Below are 17,164 nucleotides of genomic sequence, written 5' to 3' on the forward strand. Positions count from 1 at the left end.
TATCTATGTCGTCATACCGTTCAGAGGTAGAAGCTGCTGATGCTTTAAAGCAGGCCTATCAAAATATCAAAGCCGAAATAGGTAAAGTTATTGTAGGGCAGGATGAGGTAGTGAAGTCGGTATTGATTTCTGTTTTTAGTAATGGGCATTGCTTGCTGGTAGGTGTGCCCGGTTTGGCAAAAACCTTGTTGGTGCAAACTATTGCCCGCGTGTTAGACCTTAATTTTAACCGTATACAATTTACGCCCGATTTAATGCCATCAGATATTGTAGGCTCGGAGATATTGGGCGAAGACCGGAAATTTAAATTTATACCCGGCCCTGTTTTTTCAAACATTGTACTGGCCGACGAGATTAACCGTACGCCGCCCAAAACACAGGCGGCACTGCTCGAAGCTATGCAGGAAAAAGCAGTAACAGCTGCTGGCGTAACGCATAAATTAGACCAGCCGTTTTTTGTACTGGCTACCCAAAACCCTATTGAGCAGGAAGGGACTTACCCGCTGCCCGAGGCGCAGTTAGACCGTTTTATGTTTAATGTAACCTTGAGTTACCCCACTTTTGCTGAGGAGCTGCAAGTAGTTAAAAGTACCACTTCTACCCAACAGGTGCAGTTAAACAAGATAATAGGTGCAGCCGAGATTATAGAATTTCAGCAATTAGTGCGCAATATCCCGGTAACCGACCATGTGCTGGAATATGCCGTACGAATGGTAGCAAAAACACGTCCGCAGGGCGAGTTGGCTACACCTCAGGTAAAACGGCTGTTAACATGGGGCGCAGGCCCAAGAGCTTCGCAATTTTTAATTTTAGGGGCTAAGTGCCATGCGGTTATCAGCGGTAAGTATTCGCCCGATATTGAAGATGTGCAGGACGTAGCCAAGCCCATTTTAAGGCACCGTATTGTAAGGAGTTACCATGCCGAGGCCGAGGGGCTGTCAACCGATCAGATCATCGAACAGCTATTCTAAAGCGACTTTAAAACATAAAAAAAGGTCAGTGTATAATCATACACTGACCTTTTTTAGTTTTTACCGGTTGAGCGGTTTACTTACGCTTTAGTATTAGTAGTTGTGCTTTTTTTAGCAGCAGCAACCTTTGCTTCTTTTTTGCAGCAAGAACCATCACATTTCTTTTTGCCTTTACCATGGTCGTGGGCAAATGATTGTGCAGCCGATAAGCTAAAAGCAGCTACCATAATTAATGCTAATTTTTTCATAATGCTATAACGTATTTATAGGGTTTTTAAGATAAAAGATTAAGCCAGTTCGGCAAGTATAGTGCGGCCTCCCTTTACTTTATCACCAAGGTTAACATTGACCTTGGTACCTAAAGGTAAAAAAATATCTACTCTCGAACCAAATTTAATAAAGCCAAATTGCTGGCCTTGCTCCACTTCCTGCCCTTCTTTTACGTACCAAACAATACGGCGTGCTAACGCACCGGCAATTTGCCTGAACAGCACTGTTACGCCGGCTTCGTTCTCGATAGCAATAGTAGTACGCTCGTTTTCGGTTGATGATTTTGGATGCCAGGCTACCAAATATTTACCCGGATGGTATTTGAAATACTTAACTACGCCGGCTATCGGGTTTCGATTAACATGCACGTTAACCGGCGACATGAAAACTGATATTTGTATACGTTTATCTTTTAAAAATTCTGATTCCTCTACTTCTTCAATAACTACCACCTTACCATCAGCCGGGCAAATCACATGCTGATTGTGCGTAGTAATCGCAAAGTTAGGACTACGAAAAAACTGTAAGATAATAACAAATAATACAAAAGACAGCGTATAGATGATCCATTTAAGGATAGTAGCATCAGGATAGTAAAAGTGAACCAGTGCATTCAATACAAAAATGAACAAGATGCATAAGGCCATTGAGGTGTAACCTTCTTTATGAAAAGTCATAGCTTTTTATGAGTATATTAAAATGTCAAAATTACTAATTAAGCGATATAGCAGCACAAAATCTTTTCACTTATGTGCAATCTTATATATTAAATTGCTGCTTATGCGTCTAACAGTCAGCAGTGTTTACGGATTAAATACCAAATATAGATAAGCAAACACTACAGGCGCTGCCATCAACAAACCATCAAACCTGTCAAGCAGTCCGCCATGGCCGGGTAGTATGCCGCCCGAGTCTTTAATGTTGATACTGCGTTTCAGCATGGATTCTACCAGATCGCCTGCTGTACCTACCACACCAATGATGATTGCTACTGATACCCACTGGCGCCAAACCATTTCATGGAAATACAGGCTGATAATATAGGCGGCCAGCGCACTGATTAATATGCCACCAATAAAACCTTCCCATGTTTTTTTAGGCGAGTGGCGTTCAAAAAGCTTGGTGCGGCCAAACTGGCGGCCTACTAAATAAGCACCGGTATCATTAGCCCAGAGCATCAGCAAAAAGCCCATCGGGATATGCGCATTAAAGCCGCTGTTGGTTACAAAACCAAGCGTATGGAAAAAGGTAAAAGGTATTACTGTAAATAATAACCCTACAAAGGTGTAACCAATATTGGCAAACGGGTTTTCGAGGTCGCGAAACAACTCTTGGATAAAAACAGCGGCCAATGGTAAAACCAACAAAAAGATAGCTTTGTGTATTAGGGCTGTGCCTGTTAGGGTATCAAAATAAAACGAAGCTGCAAAAGCGCCGTATATTAGTAAGCCATTAATTAAACCCATTACGGTATTAGGCTGGCGGCCGCTTTTCTTAAGCAGTCCATAAAACTCCTGCAGGCAAAGCAAGCCCAGTAAACCGTAAAAAATAGAATATACGGTAGCCCCCGCAAAAAAGGAGCCCAGCATTACTACAATAAAAACCAGTCCGGTTATGGCGCGTGTTTTCATAAACTAATTTGGTTCATCACCATCAGTTCAATGGCGCGGCTAAAATCTTCTTGGTGAATATATACTTCTACGTTTCCAAAATTACGGTGCGATGATGACTGTCTGTTAAGCAGTACCGCACCAATTTCGTTTTCAATTAGTACTTGTTTTATAATTTCGGCCTGATAGTAATCGGTTGAAGTATAAATTTTAACCCAATTTTTTTCCATTAACAATAGGTAGATGTTTTTTTTCGTAAGCTGTTTTGCGGTAACTCCAAAACAAAATTACAGTTATTATCACACTAAAAATATACGAACCGTAACTAAACGTATTTTGGTCATTTAAATTGAGTTTTATAATCTTATGGTTATAAAGGTAAGTGGTTAAAACAGCCGTTCCGTTATTTAAAAAGTGCGCCCACACGGCAGGCCAAACGCTACCCGTCCAGGCGGTAAAATAACCAAAAAATACGCCCAGCATTAACCTTGGTAAAAATCCAAAAAACTCCATATGGAAGGCACTGAACAGTGCAGCCGTAATCCAGATGGCCAGGTGGGTGCTATTAGTCCAGCGCAGTAAAATAGTTTGCAAACAGCCCCTGAACATTAACTCTTCGGCAACGGCCGTAATGAGTGCTACCAGCAAAAGAACTTTCATCAAATCAAGCCAGTTATCCATTTTTAAAAGTACTGCCGTTGCCTTTTGGGCCGCATTTTCGGAGTTGCGCATCCAGTTTTCAAGGCCCTTTAAAAAGTCAGGTAACTGCATTTTCTGGTTTAAGGCAATCAGTACTTCCATAATGGGTGTACTGGCTGCCATGATAAGGAAAATCATAATTAACGCAACCGGAAATATACGGGTGTCGGTGCGTAAATATGCATGTGTTTCATGCATCACAAACCTTCCGAATATAATAGGCGTAAACAAGATGGGCAGTGTGGTTCCGATAACTTGCAGCACCCAAAGAGATTGCACAGCTTGTGGAGTGCTTAAGTCTAAGGCCATCACCAGTTGCAAAGTATCCATACCATGCATCAGGTAAATAATACCGAGCGCAATAAAATTGCCCGCTAATATTAGGCCGAAAGCTACGGCACAAAATACAAAGAACTGAGCTGCAGGTGCAATCCGGTGTTTATATTGTGGGTTTTCTGTGATCATAGAGTTACCGTAAAATCGTATTTTTGCAGAGGTTAAATATAAGCATGTCTGTACAAATTGGAAAAATAGATTTAGGTGAATTTCCGCTGTTGCTGGCACCTATGGAAGATGTGAGCGATCCGCCTTTCCGCTATGTGTGTAAACAAAACGGGGCTGATATGATGTATACAGAGTTCATATCATCAGAGGGGTTGATACGTGATGCAGCCAAAAGCCGCCAGAAACTGGATATTTTTGAATATGAGCGTCCAATAGGCATTCAGATTTTTGGCAGCGATATTAACAGTATGCGCACTGCTACCGAAATTGCAACCCTGGCCGGGCCCGACCTGATGGACATTAACTATGGGTGCCCGGTTAAAAACGTAGCCTGCCGCGGGGCAGGCGCCAGTTTGCTGCAGGATATTGATAAAATGGTAGCCATGACTAAAGCTGTAGTAGAAGCTACCCATCTGCCTGTAACCGTTAAAACACGTTTGGGTTGGGACGACACTACCAAGAACGTTTATGAGGTGGCCGAACGTTTGCAGGATGTAGGCATCAAAGCACTAACCATACACGGCCGTACCCGCGCCCAGATGTATAAGGGTGTAGCCGATTGGACACTGATCCGCGAGATTAAGAAAAACCCGCGTATACAAATACCAATTTTTGGTAACGGCGATATTGACTCGCCCGAGAAAGCGGCCAACTGGCGGTTAGAGTATGGGGTAGATGGAATGATGATTGGCCGTGCCGCTATTGGCTACCCGTGGATATTTAGAGAAGTTAAACACTTTTTTGCTACCGGGGAGCATCGCGAAAAGCCGACTATAGCTGAGCGTATTGATGCCTGCAAAACCCATCTCGAAAAATCGATTGAATGGAAAGGGCAGAAGACCGGAATTTTTGAAATGCGCAGGCATTACTCTAACTACTTTAAAGGCCTGGATAATTTCAAGGAGTTTAGGATGAGGATGGTATGTACCGAAAACCTGGAAGAGCTCTATGAAATTTTATGGCAGATAAATGAAAAATATACGGCTGTAATGGCTTGATTATTGATTTCGTAAGGCATACATTTGAATATGGCAACTACTACAATAACAGACGGGGTTAGAATTTCGGTTGAGACACAGTACCAGCCAGAGTATTCTAATCCGGCAAACGAGCATTATATGTTTGCCTATAAGATATACATTGAAAATTTAAGCGATTATACCGTACAACTGATGCGCCGCCACTGGCATATTTTTGATTCAAACGGCACACGCCGCGAAGTTGAAGGTGAGGGTGTGGTAGGTCAGCAGCCGGTGATTGAACCGGGCGAATCACACGAATATATATCAGGTTGCAATTTGAAAACTGACATGGGCAGCATGAAGGGAGAATATCAAATGCTGCGCCTGATGGATAATGCATCTTTTGATGTGCAAATACCGGAATTTTATTTGATTGCGCCTTTTAAGATGAATTAACAGCTTGTTAAAAACTTTCTTTGAGCCTTGGTTGAAAATTAACCAGGGCTTTGTTTTTTAATATTAAATTGCAAACGTTATGTAGTGAAACCTCCTCTCTTCGGCTTTGTTACTTAATGCTATTAATGTAAACCTTAACACATGAAAAAAATTTTGGGCATTGCTTCAATGTTTGTTATGATAATTGGTAGCTCACTTACCGGTTGTGATAAAGAGCAGTTGGCTCAGGATGGAACTATTAAATACGGTACCTCATTCGGGATGTGCGCTGGTTTTTGCCGTAACGAAATCACCATCAGTCAAAATAAATTAGTGTTATTACGTCGCAAAAACAGCTCCGATGAATCTAAAATTTGTACTAAAGATTTTGATGCTGAACAACAGCAACAGCTTATTAATAAAATAGACTTACCTCGGTTTTTTATTTTGGATGAAAGATACGGATGTCCTGATTGTGCTGATGGAGGTGCCGAATGGATTGAAATAGAGCAAGACGGTAAAAAGCATCGGGTAACTTTTGAGTACCAAAGAGAACCCGATGCCGTGAAAGCTTATATTAAAGACTTGCGTCAGCAAATGGCATCTTTTACCAACTGTAAATGATTTAACAGTATTTGACCAGATCTTTCCGCATAGTAGTGTCACTGGCCGTCGGTATAATCTTAACGGGAAAACCTAATTGTCAATACAACTGTTGAGTGTGATAACTACAACTTTAAAATGGCAAAAATCATTATACTGTCTGAAGCTCCAGACAACCGCAAATTATATTTCAACACTGATCATATCCTGTATTTTTACGAAGTGCAGGATTTTGACGGAAATACTACCAAGGTTTTTGCCGGCGATAGTAACTACGATGTAATAGAACCTGCCGAAACTATTAAGCAACTCATCGAAAATGATTAAAAACAAACCCCTGTTTGCCTAAGCAAACAGGGGTTTGTTTTTTTTAACTGATTGACTTTAATTACGACGACTGTTTAGCAACTGCACATAATATAATAACGTGGCCAGTGCACCTAAAGCAGCAACTACGTAAGTCATGGCGGCCCACCACAAGGCATCTTTAGCTTCATCGTGTTCCTGGCGGGTTTGCATAATGCTATGGTTATTGTTCAACCAGGCCAGCGCTCTGCGGCTGGCATCAAACTCTACCGGTAAGGTAATAAAGCTAAATGCAGTTACTACGGCTAAAGCTAAAACGCCTATTAATAATACTAATGTATTGCCGGAGAAAATTAGCAGCATTACGCCAATCATTAAAGTCCACTGGGTAAGGGTAGATGCGGTTTGCACAATAGGCACCATAGCCGACCGGAATCTTAACCAGCTATACGATTTAGCATGCTGAACGGCATGCCCGCACTCGTGGGCCGCAACAGCTGCCGCTGCTACGCTACGGCTATGATATACATCGTCGCTTAAGTTTACGGTACGGTTTTCAGGATTGTAGTGGTCTGTCAACTGGCCTTCAACCGATATTACCTGCACGTTGTTAATGCCATGATCGCGCAGCATGCGCTGAGCTACCTCGGCACCTGACAGGCCTGATGATAAACTGATTTCCGAATATTCTTTAAACTTGCTTCTAAATCTCCATTGTACTGCCAGGCTTATTAAGCCTACGACTATCATGAGCAGCCAGGCCGAATTAAATCCGCCTACCTGAGCTATAATCAACAATAAATTATCCATATTTCTTGCTTGTATGAGCATAAAATATCAAAAAGCATTCCGTAAGGCCAAAAACTGAGGCAGCAGACTCTCGACGACTAAAAATGACATTTAAGCAGGCCAAGTATGCTAAATTGGCGTGACGTTGTTAAAAAGTAATTAGAGAGGTGCCAGTGCCTATTTAGTTATAGTACTGTTCTGTCTGCACTTTCAGATGGCGCAGCCGTGTTTTTAAGGATAAAATAGCCAATAGTGGCGGCAATTACAGAGGCAATCAAAATACCGTACTTCGCATCCTCAACCATAGTCTGTTCTTTAAAAGCCAGTGCCGATACGAAAAGCGACATTGTAAAACCTATACCTGCTAAAGCAGCTACGCCTGCAATATGTTTCCAGGTGGCTGCCTCAGGTAACGCGCCCAGCCGGGTTTTTACCATTAGCCAGGTAAACAGCAACACGCCAATAAATTTGCCCACCAGTAACCCAGTAACCACACCAATGCTCACCGGGTTAATGATAGTACTAAAGAAATCTGAACCGATAACAATCCCCGCATTAGCCAAGGCAAACGAAGGCATAATAATAAATGCCACCCAGGGGTGCAGCGAGTGTTCAATTTTTTGAAGGGGCGTTTGCGCCGCCAAACTGAGCTGCTTTATCTCTTCAATAATTTTATGCTGTATTGGAGTGGTTAATGTACTCAGGTCGGGTATCTGTTTTTCAAAATCATAAGACAGTTGGCGTAATTTGCTGGCATATACTTTCTCGTCAACAATAGTACGGGCCGGAATGGTGAACGCCACCAACACACCGGCAATAGTAGCATGAATGCCTGACAACAAAAAACCGACCCAAACCGCAAATCCTAAAATAATATAAAAAGCCGTATTACGTACGCCCAAAGCGTTGCCTGCAATCAGCAGCAGCAAGAAGCCGAAGCCAATACTTAGCGGTACCATTTGCAGATTAGCGCTATAAAAAAACGCAATAACCAACACTGCACCCAAATCATCAGCTACGGCCAGCGCCGATAAAAGTACTTTTACCGAGGCCGGTATATGCTTAACCGCTACTGATAACAAAGCCAAAGCAAAGGCAATATCTGTAGCCATAGGGATGCCCCAGCCATGGGCCGCTTGCGTGTTTCGGTTAATTAAATAATAGATGGCGGCTGGTACCAGCATACCGCCCAGGGGCTGCCACCATGGGCAATGCGGCTTTACTCGGGCTGGATAATTCGCCGGCCATAAATTCGCGCTTAAGTTCGAGGCCAATCACAAAAAAGAAGATGGCCATCAGTCCGTCATTAATCCAGATGTGCAGCGGGTGTTTAAGTTCGTAATTGTCTAAACTCAGTGAAAACTCAATTTCCCAAAAACGGTGGTAGCTTTCGCTATAAGGAGAGTTTACCCACACTATGGCTAAGATTACGCCCAGCAATAACACCAAACCGCTGGTATACTCCTGGTGTATAAACAGGTTTACCGGCTTAAGCAATTTATCAATAGGTAGTTGAGGTATAGCCATCGGTTAATTTTAAACAAGCCAGCTTGGCTGTAAAGTGGTGTGCTACAAAAAAGCAACCAAACGTTCTAAGGCCATCCCGCGTGAGCCTTTAATTAATACAGTGCTGTTGGTAATAGGCTCGGCTTGCAATCCGGATATGGCCTGCTCGGCAGTTTCGTAAAAAGTAGCGCCTTCGTTATCGTCTTTTAGTAGCGAAAATTCCTTGCCTATAAAAATCACCTTGGCTTCAGGAGTGGTTAATGCAGCTTTTAAAACGGCTTCGTGTTCGGCTGCTGCCTCATCACCCATCTCGAACATGTCGCCCAATATCATTACTTTTTGGGCTGCCTGCATTTTGCTTAGGTTATCAATGGCCACCATCATGCTGCTCGGATTGGCGTTGTAGTAATCGCAAATGAGTGTGTTGGTATTGGTTTTTAAAATTTGCGAACGGTTATTTTTAGGCTGATAGCCTTCAATACCTGCATTGATTTGCTCAGGGCTCAGCTTAAAATAATGGCCAACGCAAATCGCCGTCAGCACGTTATCTAAGTTATAATCACCGGTAAGCTGCGTTGTGGTCCGGTAGGTTTGATTATTAGTAACGGTTTTCCAGTTCAAAGCCAGGTATGGGGCACTGTCAGCCAGGTTGCCGCTAATGGTGTTTAGAGCACTTGTCCGGCCGTAATATTCAACATTAACCAGGCCGCGCGTCTCTTTCATCAGCATTAGGTCGGGGCTGTCGCTGTTTACAAAGGCGGTGCCATTGGTGGCTTTCAAGTAATCATACATTTCGCCTTTGCCTATTTTTACACCTTCTACACCGCCAAAGCCTTCTAAATGGGCTTTGCCTACGTTGGTAATTAAACCGTGGGTAGGATGGGCAATGGTGCACAGGAAGGCGATTTCTTTTTGATGATTGGCGCCCATTTCAATAACCGCCATCTGGTGCTGGTTATTGATAGATAAAATGGTAAGCGGTACACCAATATGGTTATTTAGGTTACCCTGGGTAGCCAGCGTGGTAAACTGCTGTGATAGTACGGCATTAATCAGCTCCTTGGTGGTAGTTTTACCATTGGTGCCGGTAAGGCCGATAACCGGTATCTGCAACTGTTTACGATGATACCGGGCTAGGTCCTGCAACGTGCTCAAAACGTCATCTACCAGTATAAAACAGTCAGATGTACGGTAAGCGGCATCATCTATCACCGCATAAGCGGCTCCTGCCTCTAATGCCTGTGCCGCAAAAGTGTTAGCATCAAACTTATCACCTTTAAGGGCGAAAAATAAACTGCCGGTTGCAATTTTACGGGTGTCAGTGCTAATTACAGGGTGTTGCAGGTAAAGCTGGTAGAGTTGTTCAATAACCATGCGCAAATATAAAACAGAATTGCGCTAATTTAACGTATTATGTGTGGCCGCTGTTTAGTTAGCGCCAGCCCAAAATGTATATTTCTTTGCCGATGTGATAAAGCGCAAACCCAAAAAACAGCATAGCGATGCCGGTATTGATAAACTGCGTGCTTAGCTCAAATTTATTTTGGATATACCTGGCCGACTTGGCATAAATAAACAAGCACAAAAATGCACCCGCTGCCGAACCTAAACTAAATACACCCAAAGCAAACAAGCCAGGCAAAATCCACTGGTGGGCTAACAGGTAGGTGCCGGCTACCATCCAAAAAAGGATTTGCATAGGATTGATGATGCCAAGCACAATGCCGTATCGGATGCTTTCGCGATCTGAGTATTTTGGTTTTGGTGGTTTTTTTCGGTTAAGCCAGGTGATGGTGCCGAGTGTGCTGAACAGTACCACCATAACCCAGTCGATGATGGTTTCAACATGCGGCTGTACGGAGAGCCATTTAGCAGCCTGCATGAAAAAGAAGGTAAAGAAAAACTCGGTACACGAAAAAGCGGTAATAAAACGCAATGCCTGACGCATCCCACGATTAATGGTAATTTGTGTTAAGGTAAGATTGATATTGCCCGGGGGGATGTAACCAATAAAGTTAACCACCAGTCCCAGCACGAATGTCAGGAAAATCATTGTTCAAAAGTAAGTCGAAAATTGAATACCGGACAAGCAATTTTGTTTGAGTTAGCCCAAAAATTAGAGTTTCTTTGCACTTTACTTAAAAAGAGCTGCTATAAATGTCTGCTGATAGAGTTATTTCGCTGTTGCCTGCCGCAACAGAAATTGTTTGTGCCCTGGGTTTAGAGAATAAACTGGTAGGCCGGTCGCACGAGTGTGACTACCCCGAAACTGTGAAGCAACTGCTGGTTTGTTCGTACGACCGGATAGGAACTCAGTTAACCAGTTTAGAAATTGATCAGAAAGTAAAGCAGCTGTTAACCAACGTACTTTCGGTATACGAGGTAAATAGCCAACTAATTAAACAGCTGAGCCCTGATATGATTATTACACAAGATCAGTGTGCCGCTTGCGCCGTCTCACTTCCAGAGGTTGAACAGGTTTTGTCTGCCGAATTAGAGAAACCAGCACAAATTATATCCTTACAGCCCAATAGCCTGAATGGTATTCTGGATAACATCCGGGAGGTTGCCATAGCTTTGAATGTGGTAAATGTAGGAGATGAGCTTTTAGAAGAATTGCAGGAGCGGATAGACATTATTCAGCATAAATTACGTTTCATCGAAAAGAAACCTGCTGTGGCCTGCATTGAATGGCTAGAACCTTTGATGACCTCGGGTAATTGGGTGCCCGAACTGGTAACCATTGCCGGCGGTACCCCTGTACTGAGCCAGGCCGGTAAGCACTCGCCTTATATCAACTGGGATGACCTGCGCGAACAAGATCCCGAAATAATTGTGGTAATGGCCTGTGGTTTTTCAGTAGAACGCACGTTAAAAGAAATAAGCACCCTATTACAGCTACCGGGATTTGCCGATTTACAAGCCATCAAAAACCAGCGCTTTTATATTGCCGACGGTAACCAATACTTTAACCGCCCCGGCCCGCGCATTGTAGACTCCATCGAGATTTTAGCCGAGATCATTAATCCGAAGCAGTTTATTTTTGGTTATGAAGGGGAGGGGTGGATTAAGTTTGAGGTGTAGGGTTGTAAAGTGATTTATTAGCAACTATGTATGCATTAAGCTATGTTTGAGCAAGCCAACACTTGTTTGTGCAATTATAAGTTAAGTCAGTGGTAGATTTACTTACTTCGTCTGCCCTTGGCCGCAGGGGCCAGTTACTTTTGTCATAGCCACAAAAGTAACCAAAAAGGCCTAGCTGTTGCGATCACCTGTCCACCCGCAGGGCCAACGCTGGCCCGGGCGCAACAGCGGGCCTCTGCGCTTTTTAATCAAAATTAATTGAAACTAAGACTTGTCGAATCAATACTTTTCATCTTATTAAGCTCCCCTCTTGGCGGGGGGAGGGCTCGTCATCCTTTCTCGCTTCGGGCGAAAGGCGGGCAGCATACGATGGCCTGTGCGTAAGGGCAGAGGCATTTTAGATTTTGCTGAAGCGTAGGTCATTGTGGGTAAAGGCGCAAAATATAAGAAGACTGTGGTGCTGCCCGGCTTTGCAGCGCAATGGCTATGTGCGAAAAGAAGCCTTAAAGGATGACTTGAATTTTGCTTCTTTGTTTCCAAGACAAAGAAGATAACATATTTTATATCCTCACACTCACACCCGCATAAAAATTTCTTAACGGTGCCGGATTATAATAGCGGTTGCCTACCGCGTTAAGGTCGTTGCCCAGACTGTACTTTTGATTGAGCAGGTTATCGGCACCGGCGTAAATATTTAAGCGGGCTCGGTAATGCCAAGGCACTTGCCAGCCGGCTTTGGCTTGCAACAAATGGTAGCTGCCGGCATAAACCGTATTGGCATCATTAACCGGGAGGCGGGCAGTGTAGTTATGCTGTACAAACACATAGACGGATTGGGGCAGCCTGAATTGTAAACTGCTTACGGCTACCTGCCGGGGCACGCCGGTTAGGCGGTTGCCAGAGTAGTCCACGTTATTGATATTGTATTGCCTAAAGTTGAATCCATTATAAGTAAAAGCTTCATTAAACTGTAGTCCTCTTAACAGTCCCGAATTTTTGGGACCAATAACCCAGCCCGTAAAGTTTAATTCAAAACCTATTTGCTTAGTGCCGCCTGCGTTTACAAAGTAATCGGTTTCGTTAGTATTACGTTGGTTAACGATTGTATTGTTGAGCCGATAATAGAATACAGAAGCATCCAGCATCAGGCTTTCATCCATGTTACGCAGACGCAGGCCGGTTTCATAGTTCCAACCGGTTTCGGGTTGCAAAGCCGTATTGATCAAATTATTACTCGGTCTAACTTCGGCAATGGTAGGAGTAGAGTAACCACGACTAACGGATGCCCGGCCAATAAAGTTATCGGTGAACTCGTACGACAAGGCAACACGCGGCATCAGTTGCGGGTTAAAGTTGCGTGTATTTAAACTCGTTTGATTAAGCGGATAAATGTTACGGAATCGATACTGATAATAATTTAGACTCAATGCTGCTTCAACGTTTAAACGGCGGTAAAAGGTAGCGGCGTAACGGGTAAATACAAAGTGCTGGTTGGTGTTTACCTCATCTAACGATTGTGGCTTACCGGTTATGCCCTGCAGGTTGTCATAATTATTAATATCAGCATTGGTTTGCTGCCACTCAGCACCTAAATTTAATCTCCATTCTGGTTGTGTAGGTAAACTGTGTAACTCAAAATAGGTACGCGCTCCGTAAGTGCCTTCGTTACGCTGCTCATAGTTAGTGATGAAGGGGTTGTCAAAATTAACCTTTGAGCCGAATATGGTGGCTACGTTGCGAATGCGATTGCTTAGCCGGGCTTCGTTCACCAAGCCACCGAACAGCATTTTAGTAGTAATGCCAATGTTTTGCTGAATAGCGCTCGGAGTAGCCGCTGTAGCTGGTCGCGAGGAACGCGGGTTAGCTTCAAATTGCGCCAACGTTAAGCCACCCGGCGTCTGGTATTGCAGGTTAGAATAAAAACCGATAAGCTTGAGCTGATTATTTTGACCATATTTTAATTTATCAACTAGCTGCAGGTAGTGCCGTTGCATATAGCTATGATCGCGGTAGCCGTCGTAAGTTTGGTAGCTTTGTTTTATATTTAACTCATTGCGTTTCCATACCTGATTAACTGCGGCATTTTCATGAAACAAGCCATAAGAGCCGGCGTTAAGGCCAACTGAGGTATAATTACTATCCGTTAACCGGTTAGTTGGATTAATTAGTACTACACCACCCGAGTTTGCGCCGAACAAACTGCCGTCAGGGCCTTTAAGTACTTCCAGGCTATGCAGGCTGCTTACATCAAGTGCATTTAAATAAGTGTTACCTCCGGCATCGGTAAGTGGTATCTCGTCAAAATATATTTTAACATTGCGTACACCAAACGGCGAACGTAATAGGCTGCCTCTGATAGACAAGCGATAGCTGCCTGGCGTACGTTCTTCCATACGTATGCCGGGTAGTGTATTCATGGCGCTTACCAAAGAATTGTTGGGTTGTAAACTTAACTGAGCTGCACTTAAAACCCCTACTGATGCCGGTACTTGGATTAAGCGCTGTTCTGACAAATACCCTCTTACGGTAACTGATTGAAGCTGCCGGGTGCTATCCTGCTGTAAAGTGTCACGTTGCTGTGCCTGGGTAGCTGAGCAAAAAAAGACAAATAATAAAACAAGGGTAAACGGTTTAACCATTATAATGAGAGGGATGAATGTTATTTCTGCTAAAAGACCCCATCCTTTAAAGCTGTTGCAATACAACTTACAAAGATGAGGTCTTGAAATTAAAAAGTGGAAAATTTACTTTTCAGCGCTTACACGCCATATTTTATTACCCGAATCGTCGGCAACCAGCAAAGCTCCATCTTTAGAGGTGGCTACACCAACCGGACGGCCATAAACTTCGTTTTTACCTGCATTAGCCACAAAGCCGGTTAAAAAATCTTCGGGCTTGCCTGGCTTATTACCATTAAAAGGTACAGCCACTACTTTATAACCCACCAGTTTTGAGCTGTTCCATGAGCCATGCTGACCAATAAAGGCAGCATTTTTATATTTCTCGCCAAAGTTGTTGCCATCATAAAACGCCAGGCCCAAAGATGCCGTGTGCGGCCCTAAGGCAACATCCGGTACAATAGCTTTTTTTACCATGTCAGGGCGTTGGTCTTTTAGGCGCGGGTCTTCATGCGGTCCAAAGTAAGCATAAGGCCAGCCGTAAAAGCCACCTTCTTTTACACTGGTTAAATAATCGGGCACCAGTTCGTCGCCTAATTCATCACGCTCATTAACAGCAGTCCATATGGTGTTAGTGCCCGGCATAAAGCCAATGCCTACCGGGTTGCGTAAGCCGCTGGCATATATTTTTTCGTTAGAGCCATCCAGGTTAATTACCAGGATATTAGCGCGGCGAGCTTCGTTAGCCAAACCATGTTCGGCTACGTTACTGCCAGAGCCAACCGTAATATACAGCTTAGTACTGTCTTTGCTTACCAGTAGGTTGCGGGTCCAGTGGTTGTTGTAACCACCGGCAGGTAGTTTTAAGATACGTTGGCCGGGGCGGGTGATGCGAGTATCGCCGGTGCTGTAAGGGTAGCGCCATAAACCATCGGTGTTAGCTACGTAAAACCAACGGCCTACAACGGCCATACCAAACGGTTGGTTTAGCCCGCTCAAAAATAACCCCTTACTGTCTACCACACCGTCACCATTACTATCGCGCATAATCACAATAGTATTAGGGCTGTCGCCCATATTTTGCGATTCGGTTTTACCGCTTAATTTTGACTTTGCCTTTTTTAATCCCGAAGCCTCGGTAGTAGCCAGCGCAGCAAACACATCGCCGTTGGGCGCTACATAAACGTTGCGTGGGTTGTTTAAATCTTCGGCAAAAAGGCTCACTTTAAATCCTGCCGGTGCAGTTGGTGTTTTACCTTTTGGCCAGCCAATTACCTTACAAAAAGTTGAGGTAGACTTTGTAGCGTAAGGTGCTGGTAAACTAACCTGCTGCCCTGCGGCACTGGCTGTAGTATCGGCCTTACTTGGATCTGGCTTTTTTTGTTGCGAGCAACTTCCAAACACGGTAGCTGCAGTAAGGGAAGCGTATAGTAAATAGCTGCTTTTCATGTAGAAATGTGGTTCATTGTTGTAACCATAACTTAACCTATAGGATAATTTTTTGTTTGACGCATTCTACAGCCAACACCATCCGTTATTTACCGCTTCTTGATTAATAAATAGTGAAAGCCTATTTGTATGGATGATAGCTTACCGCCAAATTGTGAATAATTCGTGTTCTTAGCTGGTAAGCTGTAGGTCGCATAAACTTCGTATCGCTTATTAATTATCACCCCAAGTTTCCCTGTAAAGTTGTACCAAACAGTCTCTACCCCCTTTAGCATGTTATCGTCTACATATCTGTCGGGGTTTGAGTAGTAGCGGCCGTACTCATTTTTGGTATAAGCGGATATATTGTAAGACAGACCCGCACCTGCATAAATCTTGAGATCACTGGTGTTGTAAAAGTTGAATAACACCTGCGGTACTATTGACGCTGTGTACATGGTAAGCAGCCTCACATAATTTCCCTGGCTAAACTCAGGGGAAAAAGCTTTAACTTCATGATTGCTGCCACTGAGCATCAATTCGCCTCTGAAAATGATACGGCCTACATTGGTATTGGGCAAAAGATCAGCGCCAACGCTCACAAATGGGAGTATCTTATCTTTGTGCATAACATTATCAACCGCCAGCGGCGACTGGCCAGCGTAGCGGAGCATAGTTCGGCCAATGCCACCTCCTACAAAAGCATTAATCCCGAACGATGTTTTACCAGGGTTTGTAGTGTTACCGTTTATCGCATCAACGATCCTGATCAGTGCCGACTCGTTGTACTCGGCTGCCTGTATTTTATTGATTAGCCTTTGGTCATTAGGCCGGTAATAGACAGCATACTTGGTTAGTTGCTTACGAAAGCCGGTGCTGTTAATTACCTGGTCGGTATGCTGCGGGTTAAGATATACGTGATGGCTCAGTTCAAATGGCGTTTCGCTGCCATTCCGTAACAGGTATCGTCTCTTTATCTTGTCTTCGTACGAGTAAAAGGTCAGGTATCGTCCCTGACTAATTACTCTCAAAAGAACCGTTTTTTTGACGGATGAGCTATCTATACCGGCCTTCAAATAATTAAAGTTGGAAGCATCTTGCGAAAGCGCCACGGTGTGCCGTTCAAAGGTCTCCATGCCGGTTAGCGTGAACGAACTGATGCTATCGATTACGTACAAATGTATGGCGCGGTCATTTTGATGGGTCTTGAACCCTACTGAAGTTGGGTTTTGTGCCCACTCACGCTGGTCTATATATCCTTTTAAGGTGTCACCTGTGTTAGAGATGATATAGCCTGGTTTAAAATTGGTTTGCGCAATACAGCACAGGCTGCTAAGCAGCAGCAAAAAGGTGTAAAAAGAAGATTTCATGTGAATACA

At 43.7% G+C, this 17,164-nt stretch carries 19 protein-coding genes; 6 read left to right on the forward strand and 13 right to left on the reverse strand.

Going from position 1 to position 17,164, the window contains the following annotated elements; translation table 11 throughout:
* The first annotated feature begins 5 nt into the window (after nucleotides 1-5).
* Nucleotides 6-971 carry a MoxR family ATPase gene (locus tag AAGR14_RS02985; RefSeq protein WP_342647114.1) on the forward strand — a complete coding sequence of 322 codons (966 nt, stop codon included), beginning with the start codon at nucleotides 6-8 and terminating at the stop codon, nucleotides 969-971.
* An 80-nt stretch (nucleotides 972-1,051) separates the two neighbouring features.
* Here the strand turns inward: AAGR14_RS02985 and AAGR14_RS02990 are convergent, their stop codons facing one another.
* The 5 genes from AAGR14_RS02990 to AAGR14_RS03010 form a co-directional block, all read right to left on the reverse strand.
* Nucleotides 1,052-1,219, reverse strand: coding sequence for a hypothetical protein (locus AAGR14_RS02990; RefSeq protein ID WP_342647115.1), 168 nt, complete (start codon nucleotides 1,217-1,219; stop codon nucleotides 1,052-1,054).
* 39 nt (nucleotides 1,220-1,258) lie between these two features.
* Nucleotides 1,259-1,918 carry a phosphatidylserine decarboxylase family protein gene (locus AAGR14_RS02995; RefSeq protein WP_342647116.1) on the reverse strand — a complete coding sequence of 220 codons (660 nt, stop codon included), beginning with the start codon at nucleotides 1,916-1,918 and terminating at the stop codon, nucleotides 1,259-1,261.
* Between the two features lie 126 nt (nucleotides 1,919-2,044).
* Entirely contained in the window at nucleotides 2,045-2,872 is an 828-nt protein-coding gene (locus AAGR14_RS03000; protein WP_342647117.1) for a phosphatidate cytidylyltransferase, read from the reverse strand.
* Nucleotides 2,869-3,081, reverse strand: coding sequence for a DUF2007 domain-containing protein (locus AAGR14_RS03005; protein ID WP_342647118.1), 213 nt, complete (start codon nucleotides 3,079-3,081; stop codon nucleotides 2,869-2,871). The genes AAGR14_RS03000 and AAGR14_RS03005 overlap by 4 nt, the downstream gene beginning before the upstream one ends.
* The gene (locus tag AAGR14_RS03010; RefSeq protein WP_342647119.1) at nucleotides 3,062-4,015 is read right to left on the reverse strand and encodes a CPBP family intramembrane glutamic endopeptidase; all 954 of its coding nucleotides are present in this window, start codon (nucleotides 4,013-4,015) and stop codon (nucleotides 3,062-3,064) included. Before AAGR14_RS03010 ends, AAGR14_RS03005 begins: the two co-directional genes overlap by 20 nt.
* Nucleotides 4,016-4,059: 44 nt before the next feature.
* On the opposite strand from AAGR14_RS03010, the gene dusB reads away from it, so the two are divergent.
* The 4 genes from dusB (at nucleotide 4,060) to AAGR14_RS03030 (ending at nucleotide 6,381) form a co-directional block, all read left to right on the forward strand.
* Nucleotides 4,060-5,052, forward strand: coding sequence for a tRNA dihydrouridine synthase DusB (gene dusB, locus AAGR14_RS03015; protein WP_342647120.1), 993 nt, complete (start codon nucleotides 4,060-4,062; stop codon nucleotides 5,050-5,052).
* Nucleotides 5,053-5,082: 30 nt separating this feature from the next.
* The gene (apaG, locus tag AAGR14_RS03020; RefSeq protein WP_342647121.1) at nucleotides 5,083-5,472 is read left to right on the forward strand and encodes a Co2+/Mg2+ efflux protein ApaG; all 390 of its coding nucleotides are present in this window, start codon (nucleotides 5,083-5,085) and stop codon (nucleotides 5,470-5,472) included.
* A gap of 141 nt (nucleotides 5,473-5,613) precedes the next feature.
* On the forward strand, nucleotides 5,614-6,075 hold the full coding sequence (locus AAGR14_RS03025) for a hypothetical protein (RefSeq protein ID WP_342647122.1): 462 nt from the start codon (nucleotides 5,614-5,616) through the stop codon (nucleotides 6,073-6,075).
* Between the two features lie 117 nt (nucleotides 6,076-6,192).
* Nucleotides 6,193-6,381 (forward strand): hypothetical protein, encoded by a 189-nt coding sequence (locus tag AAGR14_RS03030; RefSeq protein WP_342647123.1) that lies wholly within the window; start codon nucleotides 6,193-6,195, stop codon nucleotides 6,379-6,381.
* A gap of 57 nt (nucleotides 6,382-6,438) precedes the next feature.
* Here AAGR14_RS03030 and AAGR14_RS03035 read toward each other — a convergent pair whose 3' ends face one another.
* The 5 genes from AAGR14_RS03035 to AAGR14_RS03055 form a co-directional block, all read right to left on the reverse strand.
* Nucleotides 6,439-7,170 carry a zinc metallopeptidase gene (locus AAGR14_RS03035; RefSeq protein WP_342647124.1) on the reverse strand — a complete coding sequence of 244 codons (732 nt, stop codon included), beginning with the start codon at nucleotides 7,168-7,170 and terminating at the stop codon, nucleotides 6,439-6,441.
* Nucleotides 7,171-7,334: 164 nt separating this feature from the next.
* Nucleotides 7,335-8,333, reverse strand: a complete 999-nt coding sequence (gene nhaA, locus AAGR14_RS03040; protein ID WP_342647125.1) for a Na+/H+ antiporter NhaA — start codon at nucleotides 8,331-8,333, stop codon at nucleotides 7,335-7,337.
* Nucleotides 8,299-8,676, reverse strand: coding sequence for a Na+/H+ antiporter NhaA (locus AAGR14_RS03045; protein ID WP_342647126.1), 378 nt, complete (start codon nucleotides 8,674-8,676; stop codon nucleotides 8,299-8,301). The genes nhaA and AAGR14_RS03045 overlap by 35 nt, the downstream gene beginning before the upstream one ends.
* A gap of 42 nt (nucleotides 8,677-8,718) precedes the next feature.
* Complete coding sequence (gene murF / locus AAGR14_RS03050; RefSeq protein WP_342647127.1) at nucleotides 8,719-10,029, reverse strand: UDP-N-acetylmuramoyl-tripeptide--D-alanyl-D-alanine ligase; 1,311 nt, start codon at nucleotides 10,027-10,029, stop codon at nucleotides 8,719-8,721.
* A gap of 58 nt (nucleotides 10,030-10,087) precedes the next feature.
* Nucleotides 10,088-10,708 carry a LysE family transporter gene (locus AAGR14_RS03055; RefSeq protein WP_342647128.1) on the reverse strand — a complete coding sequence of 207 codons (621 nt, stop codon included), beginning with the start codon at nucleotides 10,706-10,708 and terminating at the stop codon, nucleotides 10,088-10,090.
* Nucleotides 10,709-10,812: 104 nt separating this feature from the next.
* Between AAGR14_RS03055 and AAGR14_RS03060 the strand changes: the two genes are divergently transcribed.
* Entirely contained in the window at nucleotides 10,813-11,739 is a 927-nt protein-coding gene (locus AAGR14_RS03060) for a cobalamin-binding protein (protein WP_342647129.1), read from the forward strand.
* A 560-nt stretch (nucleotides 11,740-12,299) separates the two neighbouring features.
* On the opposite strand, the gene AAGR14_RS03065 is transcribed toward AAGR14_RS03060, so the two are convergent.
* From AAGR14_RS03065 to AAGR14_RS03075, 3 genes are all read right to left on the reverse strand, one after another.
* Complete coding sequence (locus tag AAGR14_RS03065; RefSeq protein ID WP_342647130.1) at nucleotides 12,300-14,378, reverse strand: TonB-dependent receptor; 2,079 nt, start codon at nucleotides 14,376-14,378, stop codon at nucleotides 12,300-12,302.
* Nucleotides 14,379-14,483: 105 nt separating this feature from the next.
* Nucleotides 14,484-15,806, reverse strand: a complete 1,323-nt coding sequence (locus AAGR14_RS03070; protein WP_342647131.1) for a sorbosone dehydrogenase family protein — start codon at nucleotides 15,804-15,806, stop codon at nucleotides 14,484-14,486.
* Between the two features lie 89 nt (nucleotides 15,807-15,895).
* Complete coding sequence (locus AAGR14_RS03075) at nucleotides 15,896-17,155, reverse strand: hypothetical protein (protein WP_342647132.1); 1,260 nt, start codon at nucleotides 17,153-17,155, stop codon at nucleotides 15,896-15,898.
* Nucleotides 17,156-17,164: the final 9 nt, after the last annotated feature.

The organism is Mucilaginibacter sp. CSA2-8R (genome assembly GCF_038806765.1).
Lineage (GTDB): Bacteria > Bacteroidota > Bacteroidia > Sphingobacteriales > Sphingobacteriaceae > Mucilaginibacter.